The following is a 22012-nucleotide window of genomic DNA, read 5'->3' as shown; positions in this document are numbered from 1 at the left end:
GCCGAGAAATGATCGCGACGATGACCGCGGCCGCGGCGACGCCGTTGCTCGGCCGTCCCGCGTTTGCCGCGCCGAAGCGCGGCGGCTTCATGCGGATCGGCACCAATGACGGCTCGCAGACCGATACGCTCGATCCGACCACCTGGCCTGGCACCTTCACTGGCGGTGCCTTCGGCGGCTCCATGTGCAACAACCTGACGGAAATTCTGCCCGACCGGAGCGTCGCCGGCGATGTCGCGGAAAGCTTCGAGAGCTCGGACCAGTCGAAGCGCTGGGTCTTCAAGCTGCGCAAGGGCCTGACGTTCCACGACGGCCGCAGCGTCGCATCCAAGGACGTTATCGCATCGATGATGCACCACGCGAGCCCGAACGCGAAATCGCCAGCGAAGGCGATATTTGCCCTGCTCGACAACATCAAGGCCGACGACAACAGCACCGTCGTGTTCAATTTGACCGGCAGCAGCCCCGACTTCCCCTACATGCTGTCGGACTATCACCTTCCGATCATGCCGGCGAAGGAAGACGGAACGCTCGACGTCTCGAACCCGGTAGGCACGGGCCCCTTCGTCCTGGAGCATTGGGAGCCCGGGAGCCCTGCAAAGTTCAAACGCAATCCGAACTATCACAAGGACAACAAGCCGTACTTCGACGAGGTCGAATTCGTTCCCATCCCGGACGTCGTGGCGCGGACCAACGCGCTTCTGACGGGTGAGGTCCAATTCATCAACAATTGCGACATCAAGACGCTGGCGATGCTGCGCCGGAATCGCGACATCCGCATTTCCAGCACGCCCAGCACCCGTCACTTCTCGTTCGACATGAACACGCAGGCGGCGCCGTTCGACAACCCGCATGTGCGGCTTGCCTTGAAGTATGCGATCGATCGGGACGAGATCCGCGAGAAGGTCTTCTTCGGCAATGCCGAGATCGGCAACGACAATAATGTGGCGCAGACCCTCAAGTTCTGGGCTGCCACGCCGCCCCAGTACGAATACGACGTGGACAAGGCTCGGGATCATCTGAAGCAGGCCGGCTTGGCGTCGGTCTCGGTTGATCTGTCCGTTTCGGATGCGGCCTTTCCCGGGGCTGTCGCCGCGGCTCAACTTTTCAAGGAGCAGGCGGCGCGCGCGGGCATCACGATCAACGTGGTGCGCGAGCCGGACGACGGCTACTGGAGCAAGGTCTGGCGGCAAAAGTCCTTCACCGGCGTGGATTGGTATGGGCGGCCAACGGTCGATTGGCTGTTCTCGACGACGCTCGCCAAGGATGCCGCGTGGAACGACACGAAGTTCAACAACGATCGGTTCAACCAGCTTCTGGTACAGGCCCGATCGGAGACCGAAGCGCACCGGGCTGACATCTATCGCGAGATGCAGCAGATCCTCCATGACGAGGGCGGCATGCTGGTCGTGGCTTTCGCGAATTATATCGACGGCGTCTCGGCCAAGGTCGCAAGCGGCACGGTCGGCGGCGTTTATCCCCTCGACAATTTCAAGCTGTCCGAACGCTGGTGGATGGCCTGATGATTCTCAAGCCGGAGGCACCGTCCCGCGGTGCCTCCGGCAGGGGAGGTGCAGCCCGATGAGAACACATGTCTTGAGAATGCTGGTCTTGAGAATGCTGGCCGTCCGGCTTTGCTTCGGGCTGGCTACCTTGTTCCTGGTTTCGTTGATCATCTTTTTCAGCGTCGGCTTGCTGCCAGGCGACTACGCGTCGGAGATCCTGGGGCAGGGTGCTACGCCGGAAGCCGTCATGCGCTTTCGACACGAGCTTGGGCTCGATCAGTCGGCGATACACAGGTATCTCGTATGGCTGAACGGTATCGTTCACGGCGACCTCGGGCGCTCCTATGCTTCGCATGACGGCAACGTTCGCATGGTCGCGGACGTAATCGGGACGCGGCTGCAGAACTCTTTCTTCCTGGCCGGCGTGACGGCTTTGATTGGCGTTCCGCTGTCGGTGGCGCTCGGGATCACTGCTGCGCGCTTTCAAGGGGGATGGCTCGATCGGGGCATGACCAGCGCGGCATTGGCGGCGGTCTCCTGCCCTGAATTCTTCATGGCCTATCTGCTGATGCTGGTTCTGTCGGTCAATTATCATCTCTTCTATTCGCTGGCGATGATCGAGCCGCAGATGGGGCTCGGCACCAAGCTCATGCGCATCGTGCTTCCCGTGTTGACGCTAATCCTTATCATATCCGCGCATATGATGCGGATGACGCGGGCCGCTGTCCTGGACGTGATGGCACACCCCTATGTCGAGATGGCGCGGTGCAAAGGGCTGTCGAACACGCGGATCTTGCTGCGCCACGCCCTTCCCAATGCGTGGGCGCCGATCGTCAACGTCATCGCCTTCAATCTGTCCTATCTCGTGGTCGGCGTTGTCGTCGTTGAGGTCGCCTTCGCCTATCCCGGCATTGGCCAAACAATGATCGATGCCGTACGGACTCGCGATGTGCCGGTGATCCAAGCCTGTGCGTTGATCTTCGCCGCGACCTACATCGTCGTGAATCTCGTTGCCGATGCCGTGTCGATCGCGACTAACCCGCGCTTGATGCATTCTCGATGAGCCGCTTCACAATACAGGCCACTGAAGCCCATGCGGCTCCCGAGGCCGAAAGACCGGCAACACGTCGGCGCCGACCGAGATTTACGGTTCCTGCCGTAGTCGCGCTGGCGGCGATCTCGCTCTACGTCGTCGCCACGCTTTTCGCCGGCTGGATCGCCCCATACGGACAGGGGCAGATCGTCTCTCAAGTGCCGTTCGATGCCTGGAGCGACAAGTTCATCTTCGGAACGGATCAGTTGGGACGGGATGTCTTCAGCCGACTGATCTATGGCGCACAGAATACGGTCGGCATTGCGTTTGCGACGACCTGCCTTTCCTTTGCCGCCGGCGTCACCCTTGGCTCCTTTGCCGCTCTGTCGCCCGGATGGACGGACCAGGCGCTGTCGCGCGCAGTTGATGTCCTCATGGCGATTCCGCAACTCGTGTTCGCATTGGTGCTGTTGGCAATCTGCGGAACCTCCATGGTCAATCTGGTCCTCATCATGGCGGTCATCGACTCGACGCGCGTCTATCGGCTTAGCCGATCAGTCGCGATGAACGTCGCGGCGGCTGAGTTCGTGCAGGTCGCAGAACTGCGCGGTGAGTCGAAGTTCTGGATTCTGTCCCGCGAGATCCTGCCGAACATGGTTCCGACGATCGTCGCCGAATTCGGCATGCGGTTCTGCTTCGTCTTCTTGACGATTGCGGCGCTCTCCTTCCTCGGTGTTGGCATCCAGCCACCGGCGGCCGACTGGGGATCGATGGTCCGCGAGAGCGCGACATTGATTACCTACGGCGATCCGACCCCGCTGCTGCCCGCAGCAGCCATCGCCATCCTCGCGATCAGCATCAACGTGGTGATCGACTGGTATCTGAACTTCATCGGTGGAAATAGAGATGAGCGCTGAGCTTATGCGCCGCGACGCGCTCCTCGAGGTTCGCGGCCTCAGGGTGGCGGCAGGTGCGGCCGCCGGCAGCGCACCCATCCTTCATGGGGTCGATCTCACCGTCGGCCGTGGCGAGGTCCTTGGGGTGATTGGCGAGTCCGGGGCCGGGAAGTCGACGATCGGTCTTGCGGCGCTGGGGCTGCTGAGGCCCGGCTGTCGGGTTCTTGGGGGAAGCGTCAGGTTCGACGGCATCTCTCTCTTCGAAGCGCCGTCACGCACCGTGCGGAAGCTCCGCGGCGGTCGGATAGCCTACGTTGCCCAAAGCGCATTCGCCTCATTCAATCCCGCGCAGCGGCTGCTGGCGCAGACCATCGAGAGCAGCGTCGTCCATGGCTTGATGACGCGCGAACAGGCAACGGCGAAGGCAAAGGAACTGTATGCTCAACTGCAGTTGCCGGATCCCGACAGTTTCGGCGAGCGCTTTCCGCACCAAGTCTCAGGCGGCCAACTTCAGCGGGCGATGATCGCCATGGCGATCATGTCGGACCCTGATCTCATTGTGTTCGACGAGCCGACGACCGCTCTCGACGTGACAACGCAAATCGAGGTCCTGCGCTCGATCAAGGCGCTGGTCGAGAGCCGCAATCTCTCGGCGATCTACGTCACCCATGACCTTGCCTTGGTGACCCAGATCGCACATCGGATTCTTGTTCTGCGCCGCGGGCGTGTCGTGGAGTCCGCCGAGACCCGCCAAATGCTTGCGTGCCCGCGGGATGACTATACCCGATCGCTCTGGGCCGTTCGCGAATTCGCGAAGATGCCGGCGGAGGCTTCGACCCCGATCATCGAGCTCTCTGGGGTCTCGGCTGCTTACCACAGCTTGCGCGTTCTCCACGATGTCGACCTCTCTGTGCCGCGACGGCACACCGTGGCGCTCATCGGCGAATCCGGCTCCGGCAAATCCACCATCGCCAAAGTCATTACCGGCATTTTGCCGCCGATCGGTGGCTCAGTACGGTTCGAAGGGCAGCGGCTTGCTCCTGACCTGCGCGGCCGGTCGCTTGAGCAACTCCGTCGAATTCAGCTCGTCCATCAAAATCCGGACAGCGCACTCAATCCCCGGCGGACGATCGAACAAACGCTCGCGCGCCCGCTAGCGGTATTTCAGAAGGTGTCGGGATCGGTACTGCGGCAGCGCGTCGTCGACTTGCTCCAAATGGTCGGGCTGCCACGCGACTATCTTCATCGGCGTCCGGGAGAGTTGTCGGGCGGCGAGAAGCAGCGCATCGCGATCGCCCGCGCCCTCGCAGCCAAGCCTGACGTCATCGTCTGCGATGAGGTGACGTCTGCCTTGGACCAACTCGTGCAGCGCGACATTCTCGACCTCTTGAGCGAGCTCCAGCGGCAGTTGGGCGTGACTTATATTTTTATCACCCACGATCTCGCGACGGTGCGTGCGGTTGCCGACGATGTCGTCGTGCTGCGCAACGGAAGGGTCGTCGTCGCCGGTGAGAAGGGAAAAGTGCTCTCTCCGCCGTACGAGCCCTACACGGGCCTCCTTATCTCATCCGTGCCGGAGATAGACCCGGATTGGCTCGATCGTACGTTTGGGAAAGGCAGAGGCGCTCCGCCGCACGCTCTGTCGATGCACCCGAACTCAGCCGTCGTCTGAACCGTCTCGACGAAACTGCTCCTTCAGGCGAATCCCGCAATTCCCGGTGGAGCAGGTGCTGATCCAGATCAAAGCGGCCTGCATCCTATCATGCTCCACTCGCATCCCGGTGGTTGTGAGGGAGGGCACAATGAAAGCGCTTGTCTATCTCGGTCCGGGACGCAAAGCCGTCGAGGACCGCCCGAAGCCGGAGATCCAGGCTCCGGGCGACGCGATCGTGAAGATTGCCAAGACCACGATCTGCGGCACCGATCTTCACATCCTGAAGGGCGACGTCCCGACCTGCGCACCCGGCCGCATTCTGGGGCACGAAGGGGTCGGCATCGTCGATGCGGTCGGCCCAGCGGTCACCGCGTTCCGGCCAGGTGACAAGGTGCTGATTTCCTGCATCTCGTCGTGCGGTAAGTGCGAATACTGTCGGCGGGGCATGTACTCGCATTGCGAGACCGGGGGCTGGATCCTCGGCAACCGGATCGACGGCACGCAGGCCGAATATGTCCGCACGCCGCATGCCGATACCAGCCTCTATCATCTTCCGACCGGCGTCGATGAAGAGGCGCTGGTCATGCTGAGCGACATTCTGCCGACCGGCTTCGAATGCGGCGTGCTGAACGGCAAGATCGAGCCGGGCTCGTCCGTTGCGATCGTCGGTGCGGGACCGATCGGGCTCGCGGCCCTGCTGACGGCGCAGTTCTATTCGCCGGCGTCGATCATCATGCTCGACCTCGACGAGAACCGTCTCCGCGTCGCGGTACAGTTCGGCGCGACTCACGGGATCAATTCCGCCGACGGCAAGGCGGTGGAGAAAGTCAAGGCGCTGACGGACGGCCGCGGCGTCGACGCCGCGATCGAGGCGGTCGGCGTGCCCGCGACCTTCGAGCTTTGCCAGGATCTGGTGGCACCCGGCGGCATCATTGCGAACGTCGGCGTCCACGGTCACAAGGCCGATCTGCACCTCGAGCGCCTGTGGTCGCACAATATCGCGATCACGACGCGGCTCGTCGATACCAGCTCGACGCCGATGCTGCTGAAGACGGTCGCCGCCGGCCGGATCGATCCTGGCCGCCTCGTCACCCACCGCTTTACCTTCGACCGGATTCTGGACGCTTACGACACCTTCGCGCACGCCGGCGAAACCAAGGCGCTCAAGGTCATCATCTCTGCGTGAGGCCGGGCGGCATGAAATTGATGCGCCTTGCCCTTGACGCCTTGATTCTCAGGGGGCTCGCGACAGGACGAGGGTCTGCCCAAGGGCGCGCGCGCATGGCCGATCCGGAGGCGGGACATCGCGTGGCGCTCATCGTCTGTGCGCCATGCCCTGGCCGTAGAGTTGTCACACTTCGCCTCTAATTTGCAGCTCCGGCATCGCCAGCGCCAAAAAACCAGCTATGGGCCGCGCTGAGAGCCCCGGCCGCCGAGCTATGGGAGCGAGCCGGCCCCTCCCGTGGTGTCATGCTCTTGGCGAGTGAATTAATCCGTCGAAGCCGGCTCATCCCACCCAAGGCGGCAGACCGTTTCCTGGCCGCCTGCTTGGGGGCTCTGCTTTCGACGGGGGCGGCTGCTGCGCAACCGAACGAGGTCGTCGCCTTCGACATCCCGGCCCAGCCGCTGGCGTCGGCGCTCAAGGCCTATGGTGCCGCTGTCCCGGTCCAGCTTTTCTACGACACGGATCTCGTCCGCGGACGCCAATCCTCGCCCGTCCACGGGGCCTTCCCGTCGGAGGCAGCACTGCACGCCCTGCTCCGCGGGACCGGCCTTTCGGCAGCCTCCTTCGACCAGGGGACCGTCACGATCCTGGCATTGCCGCCGCGAACTGGGCCGATGGTCGATCTGCAGCCTGCCAAGGCTAGGACAATGCCGTTCATGCCCTATCTCGCTCTGGTCCAGGCGGGCCTGCGCTCCGCGCTGTGCCTGAGCCCGGCGACGCGGCTTGATCCGTTGGAGCGCCGGTTCCAGCTGTGGCTCGCTCCCTCCGGCGCCGTTGCTCGTGCGGAGCTCCTGACCCCGACAGGGTCGTCGGATCGCGACCGTGCCTACGCCGATGCGCTGCAGACGATCTCGATCGGCGAACCGCCGCCGTCCTCCATGCCGGAACCCGTGACACTTCTGATACTGCCACGGACCACCCCCGATGCTGCGGAATGTTCCGGCTCGGATCAACCGGCGGCGTTCCAGGCCGGGTCTCATGGGTGAATCCTCCAACGCGGCCGCGCTACGCCAGCTGCTCGTTGGCCAGTATGACGAGCTCAAGAGGCGATTGGCCCGCCGTCTCGGCTCGGAAGATCTAGCGGGCGACGTTCTGCAGGAGACTTACCTGCATCTGGAACGCCCCGGGCCTTCCGGCACTGTCAAAAGCCCCAAGCAATATCTGCTGACCATCGCCACCAACATCGCCCGCATGGGCTTCCGGCGCGAGCGGCGATCGGCGGATCTGGCGGAGCTTGACGCTGCGCTGGGCTTCGCTGACGAAGCGCCCGACCCGCTCCGCAATGTCGAGGCGCGCGAGGAGCTCGCGGCACTGCAACGCGCTTTCGCAGAACTGACCCCGCGACGGCGGCGCATCCTCTTCGCCTCCCGTGTCGAAGGCATCCGGCTGCGCGACCTCGCCGCGGAATTCGGGCTCTCACAACGGGCGGTCGAGAAGGAATTGAGGGCTGCGCTGATGCTGTGCGGCCTCAGGCTGGATCGCGAGATCGTGCAGCGGTTCGGTCCGAAATCCCAACAAGCATCTATGGAGAGTGGCGATGCCGAGAACGCGGGAGTCCCCCGCGATGATTGAGTCCGATAATCTGAAGCCGATGCGTTTGTCGCCGACGAATCCGCCCGATGAGGCGCTCCAAGATTTCGACCCGATCGAGCGGGAAGCCTATGAATGGGTCGCCCGCTATATGGGCGGCGAGATGACGCCGGCCGACATCGAGGCGATCAAGCAATGGTACGGGCAAAGCCCGGCCCATGCCGCCGCCTATGCCAAGGCTCGTCGCGTGTGGATGGGGCTCGGTCCCGCAGCCAGCGCCGTTATGCGGCAAAATGGTGAAGCAGGCGAGACGGTGTCCGGGTTTCGGACATTTCGCGGCGGACCGCGTGTTGTCGGACGGCGCACCTTCCTGGGCGGGGCGGTTGCCGCCGCAGCGGCGGCCAGTGGATATGTGGCGGTCAGGCCGCCCTGGGGCCTATGGCCGTCCGTTGCCGAGGTGACTGCGGACTACCGGACGGCGACCGGCGAGCAACGGCAGGTGACGTTCGGCTCCGCGCTGGCGCTCGATCTCAATACACGGACAAGCATCGCTATCCGCGCGCGCACGGCAAGTGAAACCCGTATCGCGCTTGTTTCCGGGGAGACGGCAGTCTCGGCCGGCGCCGCGTCACCGCCGTTGACCGTGACGGCCGGCGCCGGTCGTGTCACCGCCACCCGGGCGAAATTCGATCTGCGGTATGAAGATGCCGTGGTCCAGGTGACCTGCATCGAGGGGGCTATCGACGTAGAATGTAACGGTGCGTCGCAGAGGCTCGCAGCGCGCCAGCAGGTCGGCTATGGGGCGGACGGGATGAGCGCCGTAACGTCGATCGACCCGGACGCCGTAACCGCCTGGCAGCGCGGTCTGCTGATCTTCGACGGCGCACCGGTCGCCCAGGTGATCTCCGAGGTCAACCGCTACCGGCCAGGCCGGATCGTCTTGATGAATCCGGATATCGGCCAGCATCTCTTGAGCGCGCGGCTCCGCATCGCTGAAGCCGACAAGATCGTCGACCAGATCGTCCACATCTTCGGCGCCAAGGCAACGAACTTGCCCGGTGGGATCGTCATCCTGACCTGATCGGTGCCCTGACCTGATCGGTGACGGCAAGCGCCAAAAAATTTCTGGCCGTGGCGAGAATCTTGTTCGGTCCCGCATCCGGCCATTCATCCCAAGGGCGAGGATCGATGGAGCCGCTGTTGCTCCGTCGTCACGATGTCCCTTGCCGAGAGCCCGCTCATGCCCGTTCGTCCCAATGCGTTCCGGTCCCGCCGTACCTTCCAGGCAGCACTCCTCACCAGCGTCAGCGCACTGACCTTGTTCGCCACCGCGACACCGGCTGAAGCGGGCAACATCCTGGCGCAGAGCGGGGCAGGGTCGGCGAGCTCGGCGGTGGCGTCGGCAGCCGCCTCGGCGATCACGTCCGCCCAGCAGGCGGCGGCCGCGACGCAGCAGGCGCGCAACTCGCTGGCGCGGGCGACGCAAGCGCTGCAGGCGATGCAGGTGGCTGAGAGTGCCGCCCGCAACCTGGCGCTCCGGGCGTCGGGCACGATCCCCGACGGTCTGGCCCCGGGCGGGCTGCAGGTCGCCCCCAACGCGGGTGACGCCGCCGTGTGGCAGGGCGCCAACCTGCCGACGCAAGCGACGAGCGGCGGGCAGACGACGGTCACGATCCAGCAGCAGGCGCAGAAGGCAATCCTGACCTGGCAGAGCTTCAACGTGTCGAAGAGCACGACCGTGCATTTCGACCAGACCGGCGGCACGCAGTCGAACGGCAGCAACAACTGGATCGCCTTGAACCGCATCCAGGATGCCTCCGGCGTGCCGAGCCAGATCCTGGGCTCGATCAAGGCCGAGGGCTCGGTCTATCTCATCAACCGCAACGGCATCATCTTTGGCGGGTCGAGCCAGGTGAACGTCCAAGCGCTGATCGCCTCGTCGCTGAACCTGTTCAGCAATGACCTCGCAACCAGCAACAACCGCTTCCTCACCGGCGGCATCGGCGATCTCAATCCAACGAACCTGGCCACCAACTCGATCCTGCTCACCACTGATCGGCCGGGTGCCGGGGACGTCACCATTGCATCCGGAGCCTCGATCAAGCTGGGCGCCCAAGGTCTGGCGCTGATCGCCGCACCCGACGTCACCAACAGCGGCAGCATCGCCGCGCCGTCCGGCCAGGTGGCGCTGGTTGCCGGCATCGGCGTTTCCTACGACTACAATGCCTCCAGCTTCAATCCGGTGTCCGGCAACATAACCCAGGGGAGCAACGACAACGCGACGACCAATCTCCGCTTCGCCAACTACGGCAAGCTGGTCGATGGAAGCGGCAATGACGTGACCCCGGTCGGCGCGCTCGTCAACAACGGGCTGATCTATACGCCGCGCGGCAACATCACCCTGCTCGGCGGCTCGATCCAGCAGAACGGTGTGGCGGCGGCGACCACCAGCGTGGCGCAACCAGGCTCCATCATCCTGACGAGCCAGTACGAGGTCGGGGTCAATCCCGGCAGCAAGAACCCCGCCGACCAGGCGGATGCGACCTTCTACACCGGTTCGGTGTCGTTCGGGCCGCAAGCGGTTACCACCATTCTGCCCGACGCCAACGGCGTGACGCTGCCGAGCGATGCAACCTCGCTGGCGCCCTGGAAGAGTGCCCCCGGTGCCGGAGTCGGCGTTACGACGCCGCTGCCGACCCAGGGTTACGGGATCATCGACGTCATCGGCCAGGCTGTCGATTTCCGAAGCGGAACCTTGCTCTACGCGCCCGGGCAACGGATCGGCGCCAGCACCGTCGTCCTCAAGGACCCGCGCGCGAGCGTCCCGGCAGTTCCGGGCTCGGGGCGCATCCTGCTGGAGAGCGGGGCGACCATCGACGTTTCCGGCATGGCCGACGTCCAGCTGTCGGTCTCGGCCAACCTCCTGACCGTCAAGCTCGCCGGCAACGAGCTGGCCGACGACCCGCTGCAGCAGAACGGTTTCCTCCACGGCGCCACGGTGACGGTCGACACGCGCCTCACCGGCACCAACGCTGAGACTGGGGAAAGCTGGGTCGGCACACCGCTCGCCAATCTCGCGAGCTATGCCAGCCTGGTGCAAAATTCAATCGGCCAGCTGCTCGTCAATGGCGGCGCTGTCAGCTTGAGCGCGAACGAAGTCGATACGGCGTCCGGTTCGACCATCAACCTGATGGGTGGCTACCTCCACTATGCCGGCGGCATGATCCAGACGACGCGGCTGCTGGGCGCGGACGGCCATATCTACGATATCGGCAGCGCCAACCCTGACATTTCCTATGTCGGGTTCGCGGGACGGTTCACCCAGAACCATTCGCGCTGGGGCGTGATGGAGACGTACGCCTCTCCCCTGATCAGCGGCAGCCGTTACGAGCCGGATTATGTCCAGGGCGGCAATGCCGGGAGCCTGAGCGTCATCCTCGATGCCAATGACGGGGTCTTCAACGGGCCGACGGTGGCTGGCAGCGGCGCGGCCGTGGTCGGGGCGACCTTGCTGGCCAAGACCGTTGCCGGCAGCCGGCAGGTCGCAACCAGCACCCTGCCGACCGGCGGCACGTTCGCCTTCTCGAGCGTCCTGCCGATCGAGATCGTCGATGTGGCCGCGGCGGGTACGGATACGCTATCCGCCCTGTTCCTGCCGTCCGGCTTCTCCATGACCTCGCCGCTGCTGGCGACGTCGGGCAGCACCTATGGCGAAGCCAACCGCCTCGACGGCGGCATGTTGAGCGAGGCGGGCTTCGCCAACATTGCGCTGAGCGCGGGCGGCGTCAACGCCCAGACTGGCGTGCTGCGGTATCAGCCGATCGTGGAGGATGTCGGCGCCGCCTTGAGCGTCCAGCCGCGCGGCTCCATCACCTTGACCGGCGCCACGGCGACCATCGGCGGCGCGCTGACTGCGCGAGGCGGGGCGATCACCGTCGCCGCCAGGCCTAGTCCCGGCACCGACGGCCCGCGCAGCGACCTGCTGATCGGCTCGGGCGCAGTGCTCGACGTCAGCGGCTACTTCATCAACGAATCCCTCCTGCCGCCGGACCAGCCGGCGCCGGCCCTGCCGGTCGATGCCGGCTCCATCTCGTTGACGGCGTCCAGCGGCACGAATCTCGACCCTGTCACGGGCCGGGTTCCCACCGCCGGTTTCATCGACACCAGCGGCAACATCACGCTCGCCAGCGGCAGCGTCCTCGACCTCGAAGGCGGCGGGCATGTGCTGCGCAATGGGACGCTGCTGGTGGGCACCAATGGCGCGCCGGTGGGCAGCGGCGGCAGCCTGACGCTGCAAGCCTCCAATGCCGCTTTGGCGGCCGTGCAGAACGGAGCCGCCCCCGCCGCTGGTCAGGGCCGGCTCGTCATCGAGGACGGCGTCATCATCGATGCGCTCGGCATGAACGGCGGCGGAACGCTGACGATCAATCAGAACGCCGTGCAGGTCGGCGGCAATTTGTCCGCCTCCCCGGCCGACAGCTTCTATTTCGATCCCGCCGCCTGGGGCGACCGCGGCTTCGCCAGCTTCAACCTCAACGCCAGCACCCAGGCCGTGATCCCGGACGGCGCGATCATCCATCTGACGCATCGCAATCTCTTGCCCGACCCGGTGGCGATCGCTGCGGCTTCGAACGGCGCCGATCCGGCCGCCTATTCCGTTGCCGGATATCTCGCCGGGACGATGCTGAGCCCGACGAACCTAACGGTCGTCGCGGGCCAGGAAGCCGCTCACGGGCCTCAGGTGCTGTCCGGCAACGACACGGTCTCGGTAGGAGCCGGCGCGCAGATCCTGGGCGACCCTGGCGCCGATATCGCGCTGTCTTCCTATGTCGGAACGATCGTCGAAGGCACGATCCGGGCGCCGGGCGGGACCATCTCGCTCGCGATGAGCGCGGCTGCGGGCGCCGCCTCGCCCGTGGCGCCGCTCTATCTTGGCCCCGGCAGCGCACTCGACGTATCCGGCGTCCCGGTGATCGATCCCTTCGCCACGATGGTTCGCACCGCGGGCGGGTTCGTCCAGCCGGTGACCGGCAAGGTGCTGGCCGGGGGCACCATCAACCTCAGCGACGACGATTCGCCGATCCTGATCGCACCGGGCGCGACGCTGAACGTCTCGGGAGCATCGGGTGCCTTCGACGTGACGCAGCTGGCACCGGCCGGCGCGCTCGGCGGCACTCGGGTTGTGCTCACGCGCGAAGCCCAGTGGAGTGACGCCGGCCAGATCGCCATCAAGGCGGCGTCGGGTCTGGTCGTCGAGGGAACGCTGACCGGCCGGGGCGGCGCAGCACGGGCCGTCGGCGGTACCCTCTCGATCACCAGCGACCTGCTGGAGAATGCCATAGGCTCCAATCTGATCCTGGTCGAGGATACAGCCCAGGCCTTGAAGGACGCCGGTGCGGCCTTCAGCTTCGCCACCTTCGAACCGTCCGTCCGGCCCACCTCCAACGGCGACCGCCAGGTCGATCCCGCAGTCCCTCTCGGCAATCTCTTGTTCGGGGCCGACGCCCTGGACGGCTCGGGGTTCGACAACCTGGTCCTGACCACCGTCTTCGGTGCCAGCGCCGTGGGCTACACCGGCCAGGTCGCCCTGACCTTGAACAAGTCGGTGGTCATCAATACGGGCCTCGTCGCCGCCGCAAACCAGGGGAACTACAGCTGGATGGCGGGCGGCCTCGTCCTGCCCGGAGGGTTGAACCGGACCACCAAGGATGCCAGCGGCGTGCCGGCCGCCTTGACCGTCACGGCGCCCTACATCGCCATCAACGGGACCAGCTTAAGCCCGGGCGGCGGCCTGCCGTCGCTGAATGCCCCGCTCGCCGCGGATGCCGCCCTGACGCTCAACGCCGGCAACATCGATCTGTCGGCCTTCGCCGCCTTCGGCAATATCGCCCAGGTGACCTTCAACAGCACGGGCGATATCCGCCTCCTGCCGAGCCAGGTCATTCCCCAAAGCACGACCCAGCTGGTCGGCTACTTCCTGACCGCGGGCAACCTTGCCCTGAGGGCGGCGAATATCTATCCGGCGACCGACACCGCCTTCGTCATCCAATCCACGGCCAGCGACGGCGCAATCGCGATCGGCTACCCGGCGAATGGCGGCCCCTCCACCGCCGCGCCGCTCTCGGCCGGTGGCGAGCTGGTGCTTTCGGCGGCCAGCATCGTGCAGCAAGGGCAGATCCAGGCACCGTTCGGTTTCATCCAACTGGGCACGGCCGGAGGGACGAACGTGATCGCCGACCTGCTGGGCATCGGCCACATCCCCCTCGTGTTCGTTCCGGCGGTGGCGACTCAGTCCGTTACCCTCGCCAGCGGCAGCATCACGTCGGTTTCCGCCAGAGGGGCGATCATCCCGTTCGGCACGACTGTCGATCAAACCACCTGGACCTACGATCCCACGGCGAACAATCCCGGTTGGCGGGCGCCCGATCCGTCGATCCCAATCGCCTATTCCAACCCGCTGACCGCCGCACCCCAGGGCGTCGTCACGGTGAACGGCGCGTCCATCGCCTACCAGTCCGGATCCCTGGTTGATGTCAGCGGCGGCGGGGACCTGCAGGCCCAGGAATGGATCCCCGGCACCGGCGGGTCGCGCGACGTCCTCTCGCAGTACAACACCTCCTATCAGAATTCGAAGACCGGAACCCAGGTGCCGCTGTTCCCCAACGCGCGGCAGATTTATGCGATCCTGCCCGGCTATTCGGGCGGGGGCGCGCCCTATGACGCGACCTTGTCGCAGGCCGGTCTCGCTGCCGGCCAAGCCGTCTATCTGGCCGGGGGAAACGGTTTGCCCGCGGGCGTCTATACGCTGCTTCCGGCGAAATACGCGACCCTGCCGGGCGCCTATCGCGTGGTGGAGAACTCCGGCGTGACCAACCCCCTGGTCAGCGCGACCCAGACCCTGCTCGACGGCACGATGGTCATGTCAGGCTACCTGACCGACACCATCACCGGCACCCGGCCCTCGGTCACCCAGCAATTCCAGGTGCAGCCGGCATCCACCTGGCAACGCTACTCGCAATACGCGCTCACCAGCGCCAACACCTTCTTTCCGCAGTATGCGGCACAGAACAATTTCGCGACGCCTTACGTGCCCGTTGACGCCGGCAGGCTGGTCCTGGCGGCGACCAGCAGCCTGACGGTCGATGGCAGGTTCATCGGCACGGCGGCCAAGGGTGGCTTCGGCGGCCAGGTCGATATCAGCTCCCAATTCCTCGAGATCGTCGGCGCCGAGGATACGCACGAGGCCGGCTATCTGGCGGTCAGCGCACAGGCGCTCGACGATCTCGGTGCGGACAGCCTGCTGATCGGTGGCACGCGGCAGGCGACGACGGCGGGCACGGTGATCACGCCGACCGCCAATGGGGTCATTGTCGCCAATGACGCGGACCACCCGCTGGCGGGCCCTGAGATCCTGCTGGTCGCGGCGCCGCAATTCCAGGCGAGCACCATCCCGCTCGACAATGAGGGCGACGTCGCGAGCATTCTGACGCCGGTGGCCGGCACCGGCCAGGTGGTGATCCGGTCTGGCAGCGTCGTCCGGGCCAGCGGTTCGGGCAAAGTGGGCGGCGAAACCCTGATCCTCGGCAAACCGCTCGATGCATTGCCGGTGCTGCCGACCAGCGCTGTCGCCTCGAGCAGCTCGACCACCAGGACGATCATCGAGAGCTACTACCAGACGCTGGATGCGGCACTCGGCTCGCTGGTCCAGGTCTCCAACGGCAGCCCGGACAGGATTCAGTTGCCGACCGCGGCCCAGATCAGCCCGGGCGGGATCGCCCTGCAGGACAATCTCGGTGCCGACACCCTTCCTTTCACCATCGTTCTGCCTTCGCTATCGGGTCCAGCCAGCGGCACGGGCGCCGTGATCCAGTCCGCGGCGCGGCTGGACGGCGGCAATGTGCTCGCGCTCGCCACCACCGGCGACGCCACGGTACAGGCGGGCGCCCTGCTGTCCGGCAACAATATCTCTTCGACCAGCTCCAGCATCACCTTCGTGGGTTCGGGCGCGGGTTCGGGCGCGGGTTCGGGCGCGGCGCCCGCGGGCGGCATGGTGATTGACGCGAGCATGCTGGCCCAGCTGGAGAGAGCGACCAGCCTCACGCTGCAGAGCTACGGCGCCACTGCCTTCCAGGGCGACGTCGACATCCAGATGTCCGGTGGCAGCCTGACGCTCGGCGGCGGCGGCTTGTCGAGCGACGGCGGCCGCGTGACGCTCTCGGTCGCGACGCTGGTGCTCGACAACGAGACGAATGCCCGGCAAACCGCCGGCTCGGGCGCGGGCTCGGGCGCGCTCACGATCGATGCGGGCGAGGTCGTCTTCGGCAATGGCGCCAAGTCGCTCTCGGGGTTCGGCAGCCTCGCCTTGACGGCCAGGCAGGGCATTATCGGCCGGGGCTCGGGCAGCATGGATTTCGGCGCCCTGGACGTGGCGTTGGGGACGCCCGTGCTGGTCGCCGACAACGCTTCCAGCCAGGTGCTGACCACCACCGGCGCTCTGTCCGTGATTCCGGTGTCAGGCAGCGCCATGACCTCAGATGCGCTCGGCGGGGCGATCACGCTCAAAGGCGGATCCGTCACCGTCGCAGCACCCGTCGAAGCCGTGGCCGGCAATATCGGTCTGGTCGCCGCCACCGGTGACGTAACACTGACCGGCACCGGCAGCCTGATCACCCACGGCATCGCCAAGCGGTTCGGGGACAGTATCGAATACGCCAGCGGCGGCATGATCGCGCTGGTGGCCAAGCAGGGGGCGGTCGCTCTCCAATCCGGCAGCACCGTCGATTTCGCCGGTGCCGTCGGGGGCGGCAATGGCGGCAGCCTGACCATCGACGCGGCGGCAAGCACGCCGGTTGCATTCGGTGGGACGCTGCTTGGCGCTACGGCCCCGTCCTACACCGGCAGCTTCTTCGATTTGAAGACCGGCGGTGCGGTCGTGCTCGACGATCTGGCGCGGGCCCTAACCAAGGCCGGGGTGACCGGCGAAATCGCCATCCGGAGCGGGCAGGGGGACCTGGCCCTGAGCCGGACGCTGAACGCCGCGCATGTCAACCTGACGGCCGACGGCGGGGCCGTGACCGTGACCGGCGGGATCACGGCCAACGGCAGCGACGTCTCGTCCGGCGAGATCGACCTCTATGGCGTCAAGGGCGTCGACATCGAGGGCGCATTGCGGGCCACCGGCTCGCCCAACAGCCAGAAACCGGGCGGCCTGATCAATATCGGCGTCGGCGGGACCGGCAGCACGACCTCGCTGAACCCGACCTTCGGCTACGAGAATGTCGATCCGTCCGCCTCCGGCACGATCGTCATCGGCGCCGCAGCGGTCATCGATGCCTCCGGTGGCACGGTGACCTTGCGCGCGCCGCTGCTGGACGCGCCCAACGCCCAGGGGATCAATGTCAACGTGGCCGTGGCCTCGGCCGCTCAGGTCAAGGCCGGCAATGTGTTCCTCGACGCTTATGCGGTGTGGAGCACGGCCGACCAGAGCACCGACCCGGCGAAGCACTTCGACGCCTATGTTGATCCGGCCGGCTGGTACGACAGCCGCGGCGCCCTCCTGGCCGGCGCGTTCAAGGATATTACCGGCGCCACCGTCGCCGCCTGGGACGGCGCAACGCTGACCAACACGGACGGCACGACGAATCCGCTGAGCTACTACCTGACCAACGATTACTTCACGCCGACCAGCTACAACGCCGCGCACGCCGTGTTCTACGGCGGCTACGATCCGAACAGCCAGAGCTTCGATCCCGCCCATCCACAAGCGGGCAGCCTGCCGGATTTCGTGCAGCATCCGGGCCTGCAGCTCGGCAACGCCTTCTCCGGCATCGCCAACTTCACCGCACGCCCGGAGATCGACTTGGTCAACCCGGATCCCACGGTGAACAACGGCAATATCACCATCCTGACCAACTGGAACCTCGGCGCCGGAGTGATGAACCCGGACGGCAGCCTGACGCTCGCCTATCGGTACCAAGGCAGCATCGCGCCCGTCGTCGCGCTGCGCGCCGCAGGGGATATCGACATCAAGGCCTCGATCACCGACGCCTTCTTCCAGACGACATCGGTCACTCTTCCCCCCGATCTGGCGACGCGCGCTTATCAAAAGAGCGTGGCGCTCTACCAGACCGACCTGACGCAATTCCCACCGGAGTTGGTCTCTTTCGACAACGGCGATTTCATTTCGGCCCAGCCGTTCGATGCGAACGACGCCTTGGGCGCGCCGCTGAACAATCAGTCACAGGCCTATTACACCAACTACACCACCTACGACAGGCGATGGGAGGCTTGGTACAACGCTATCAACTTCAATTTCAGCTTCGCCATGCTGATGGAGCCGCCAGCGAGCCAGGCGCCGACGCCGAGCGCCTTCCCCGACTACGTGTCCTTCCTGAGCGCGTTCACCCATTGGGAACAACGGACGTTCTCGGCCGCGCCGTTGCCGGGAAGCTTCAGCACCTATGCCGCTTACCTGAGTGCCTATTCGAGTTACTATCGGGACACTTCCGCGTTTCCCATCGACGGGAGCAACACCGCGACGCCGGCGCCGCCGGTACCGCCGAGCGATCCGGCCCAGTACGTGAGCTACCTCAGCGCCTGGCGATCCTATCTCAATTATACCTTCAGGGTCACGGACCCGAGCGGCAGCATGGTCTATCCCTACGCGCCGATCGCGCCGCTCCCGGATCCGGCAGTGGCGGCGGCGCCCTCGCCTGCGCCGGTCAGCGCCAATGCGCCGTCCAACATGGGGACGGTGGCCGATCCGCTGCCGGTCCAGTTCGCCGCGCTCGTGGGTGGGCAGAGCGCGTCCTATCGGCTGGTCGCCGGCGCGGCGACCGCCAGCGCCGACCCGCTCGCCGTCAACGACGCCGGGTCGGGCAATGTCTCCATCGACGGCCACCTCGCCGTGCACAACTTGAACCAGACCGACGCCCAACTCGTCGTGCCAACGGTCGTGCGGACCGGCTTGGGCTCGATCGACATCGCCGCGGCGGGCGATTTCAGCCTGCTCGATACGCTGGCGCCCGGCGTCGTCTACACCGCCGGCGCCCCGACGCCGTCTTCTGCCGCGCCCGGTACCGCGAGCGTCGCCCTGGGAGGCGGCGCCTGGAACAACTCCACGGGTCAGGCCACCGGGACTGGCATCAGTACGATCCTGACCCCCGAGGTCAACCCGGCCAACGCCGGCAACATCACCCTGGCCGTCGGCGGCGATATCATCGGCGTGGAGAACGTGCACGACACCCTGGCGCGCGGCGTCGCCGGGGGGACCTCCGGCATGACGGCGGCATCCGGCCTGACCAGCAACCCCGGGGCGTTCGTCGGCCAGTTCTGGGGCCCGTGGCTGCTGACCGCCCCGAACGCCCCCAATGTGCCCTGGTATGTGAATTTCGGCAGCTTCGATCAGGGCATCATGAGCGTCGGCGGTGACGTGGCGGTGAGGGCCGGTGGCGATATCCGCGACCTCGCGGTTTCCACCCCGACCACCTCGTGGCTCGACGGGGCACGTGGCCAGCATGTCACCGGGGGCGGCAATCTGTCGGTCATCGCCGGCGGCAGCATTTACAGCGGCGATTTCTATGTCGGGCAGGGCGCAGGCCGCATCCGCGCCGGCGGCACGATCGCCTCGGATTTCACCTATGAAAGCGTACTCGCCTACCCCGTGCCGACCCTGCTTGCCGTCCAGTACGGTGCCATCGATGTGGAGGCGCGCCAGTCCGCCGATATCGGCGGCGTCTACAATCCGACCTACCTGATGAACTTCGGCGGCCAGACGCCGGTGGGCGAGGTCGGCGCGCCCGGCGCTCCGGCGACCAGCCTGATGCCCTACGTCACCAGCCTCAGCCCGAATAGCGGGGTATCGATCCAATCCACGGGCGGCGACCTGGCCTTCAATTCGCTGCTCGTGCAGTCCGCCCTGTTCGACATCGGGCAGACCATCGGCGCGTCCAGCTCGCAGCAGTTGGACCCGGGGGCTGCCGCCACCAGCCTGCTGCTGCCGGCCTCGGTCAGCCTGGCGGCGTTGGACGGCAGCATTGACATTCAGCACGGCGGCGGGCTCTACCCGTCGAAAACCGGCTCCCTCAGTATCGTGGCGGACGGATCGATCAATCTGGCGATCCCGGTCCTGTCGCTCGAGGGGCCGGATAGCGCCAAGTCGGGCTTTCCGGACGTCGGCTTCGCGGGCAACGTCTCCGGCACATCGCTGGGCAAGCTCGACTATAAGGTGGGCACGGGCGTTTTGCCGACGGGGGCCAACCCGACGCTGATCGATGTGTCGCAACTGACCCCGTCCCAGTACCGGGATCCATCCCTGGTCCAGGCGGATGCGACGGCATCGGTGCTGATCTATTCGCTCAACGGCAGCCTCGTCGACGGCGAAGCACTGCCCGGGAACATACCGCGGCTGGCCGGCTCCAGCGTCAATGTCGGCGGTACCGTAGGGCAGATCAGCCTGATCCCGAACGCGCCAGCGCAAATCTATGCCGGGCAGAATATTCTCGACTTGCCGTTCTACGGCGAGAATTTCGGCGCCGCCGACGTCACCAGCCTGAGCGCCGGCGAGGACATCCGCTACAACATCCTGGGTAATACGCAGCCTGCTGCCATCGAGCTCGCGGGACCGGGGGTCCTGGACGTGGAGGCAGGCCGCAACCTCAACTTTCAGTCGCAACGCGTCCGGGGTGCGATCGAGACGGGGATCCGCACGATCGGCAATTCGGTGGACCCCTCGGCGGCACCCTACGGACCCCTTACCGGATTCGCCCTAAGCGCCGCCGAACTGCACCGGATGCAGTTCGGCAATCCCAACCTGCCTTTGGGCGGCGCCTCGGTGAACATTCTGTATGGCGTCAGGCCGGGCGCCGACTATGCGAGCTTCGCGGCCCGGTACGTGAATCCGGCGCAGGGGGTGTCGGTCATCGCCGACGAGCCCGCGCTGCTGGTCGACCTCGTCAAGCGCTACGAGATGTCGGTCGGGACGCCGGTGGCCAACCTCACCCCAGATCAGGCTTGGTCGATCTTCAACGAGATGCCGCAAGAGTGGCAGCATTTGATCGCCGAACAGCTGTTCCTCGATGTGGTGAACGAGACCGGGCTCGATTACAACAACCCGAAGAGCGGCGCCTATAAGCAATATGCGCGCGGCTACGAGGCCATCAACACGCTGTTCCCCGCTTCGCTCGGCTATACCGAGAACGCTCTGAGTGGCGGCAGCAATGGCGCCAATCAACTGATCCAGACCGGCGCGTTCGACATGCGCGGCTCGACCGCGCAGACCCAGCAGGGCGGGAGCATCTCGATCCTGGGGCCGGGCGGCCGCATCCTGGTGGGCAGCTCGGTCGCGGCGCCGGCTGTCGATCCGGCCAGCGAAGGCATCCTGACCCTTGAGAAGGGGAGCATCTTCGCCTTCACGGACACCGACGTGCTGGTGGCGCAGAGCCGCGTCATGACCGAGCAGGGCGGCAACATCCTCATGTGGAGCTCCAACGGCAATCTTGATGCCGGCAAGGGCGCCAAGACCTCGGTGTCGGCCCCGCCGCCGCACTACGCCTGCGACATCGATTGGATCTGCGCGGCCGATATCAAGGGCGTGGTGTCAGGCGCCGGCATCGCGACGCTGCAGAGCTTGCCGGGCGTGCCGGTGGGGGATGCCAACCTGATCGCGCCGCGCGGCACGGTCGATGCCGGGGCGGCGGGCATCCGCGCCTCGGGCAACCTCAACATCGCCGCCCTTTTCGTGGCGAACGCCTTCAACATCCAGGTCCAAGGCATCACCACCGGCATTCCGATGGCGGCGGCGCCCAACATCGGCGCCTTGACCGTGGCCTCGAACGTGGCCGGCGCCGCCACCGAGGCAGCGCAGGCCGCCAGCCAGTCGCGCAACCGCGCACCCGTCCAGGATCTGCCGTCTATCATCACCGTCGAGGTCATCGGCTATGGCGGTGGTGACGGTACGCCGGTGAAGGAACAGCAGAACGATGGATGGCGGAAGAAGCCGGAGAGGCAGGGCTACAACCAGAAGAGTCCTTATCAGGTCATTGGCGTTGGAGCGCTGACGGACGAAGAGATGGATGGGCTCGTCGCCGAGAAGCGGGCGCAGGCTGGCATGAAATGACGCTGACGGCGATGCCCGGAGAAATCGACGCAGCCGCGGCGTCCGCCCATTCG

Annotated in this window: 9 protein-coding genes; all 9 read left to right on the top strand. The window is 65.9% G+C overall.

Features of this window, described 5'->3' with window-relative positions:
- Positions 1–20: 20 nt before the first annotated feature.
- The 9 genes from IEY58_RS28470 (at position 21) to IEY58_RS28430 (ending at position 21959) form a co-directional block, all read left to right on the top strand.
- The gene (locus IEY58_RS28470; protein WP_229744016.1) at positions 21–1523 is read left to right on the top strand and encodes an ABC transporter substrate-binding protein; all 1503 of its coding nucleotides are present in this window, start codon (positions 21–23) and stop codon (positions 1521–1523) included.
- Positions 1524–1581: 58 nt separating this feature from the next.
- A complete protein-coding gene (locus tag IEY58_RS28465) occupies positions 1582–2568 on the top strand; it encodes an ABC transporter permease (RefSeq protein WP_229744015.1) in 987 nt (328 codons plus the stop codon).
- Complete coding sequence (locus tag IEY58_RS28460; protein ID WP_189051550.1) at positions 2565–3455, top strand: ABC transporter permease; 891 nt, start codon at positions 2565–2567, stop codon at positions 3453–3455. The genes IEY58_RS28465 and IEY58_RS28460 overlap by 4 nt, the downstream gene beginning before the upstream one ends.
- Positions 3445–5106 (top strand): ABC transporter ATP-binding protein, encoded by a 1662-nt coding sequence (locus IEY58_RS28455; protein ID WP_229744014.1) that lies wholly within the window; start codon positions 3445–3447, stop codon positions 5104–5106. The genes IEY58_RS28460 and IEY58_RS28455 overlap by 11 nt, the downstream gene beginning before the upstream one ends.
- A 130-nt stretch (positions 5107–5236) precedes the next feature.
- Positions 5237–6274, top strand: coding sequence for a zinc-dependent alcohol dehydrogenase family protein (locus tag IEY58_RS28450; protein WP_189051549.1), 1038 nt, complete (start codon positions 5237–5239; stop codon positions 6272–6274).
- Between the two features lie 290 nt (positions 6275–6564).
- Positions 6565–7299, top strand: a complete 735-nt coding sequence (locus tag IEY58_RS28445) for an STN domain-containing protein (RefSeq protein WP_189051548.1) — start codon at positions 6565–6567, stop codon at positions 7297–7299.
- On the top strand, positions 7292–7885 hold the full coding sequence (locus tag IEY58_RS28440; protein WP_189051547.1) for an RNA polymerase sigma factor: 594 nt from the start codon (positions 7292–7294) through the stop codon (positions 7883–7885). The genes IEY58_RS28445 and IEY58_RS28440 overlap by 8 nt, the downstream gene beginning before the upstream one ends.
- Positions 7851–8924, top strand: coding sequence for a FecR family protein (locus IEY58_RS28435; RefSeq protein ID WP_229744024.1), 1074 nt, complete (start codon positions 7851–7853; stop codon positions 8922–8924). The genes IEY58_RS28440 and IEY58_RS28435 overlap by 35 nt, the downstream gene beginning before the upstream one ends.
- A 159-nt stretch (positions 8925–9083) precedes the next feature.
- Complete coding sequence (locus tag IEY58_RS28430; protein ID WP_189051545.1) at positions 9084–21959, top strand: filamentous haemagglutinin family protein; 12876 nt, start codon at positions 9084–9086, stop codon at positions 21957–21959.
- Positions 21960–22012: the final 53 nt, after the last annotated feature.

Source organism: Aliidongia dinghuensis (genome assembly GCF_014643535.1).
Taxonomy (GTDB): Bacteria; Pseudomonadota; Alphaproteobacteria; order ATCC43930; family CGMCC-115725; genus Aliidongia; species Aliidongia dinghuensis.
Note: the sequence above shows the minus strand (reverse complement) of the source record. Positions and strands in the feature narration are given on the sequence as shown.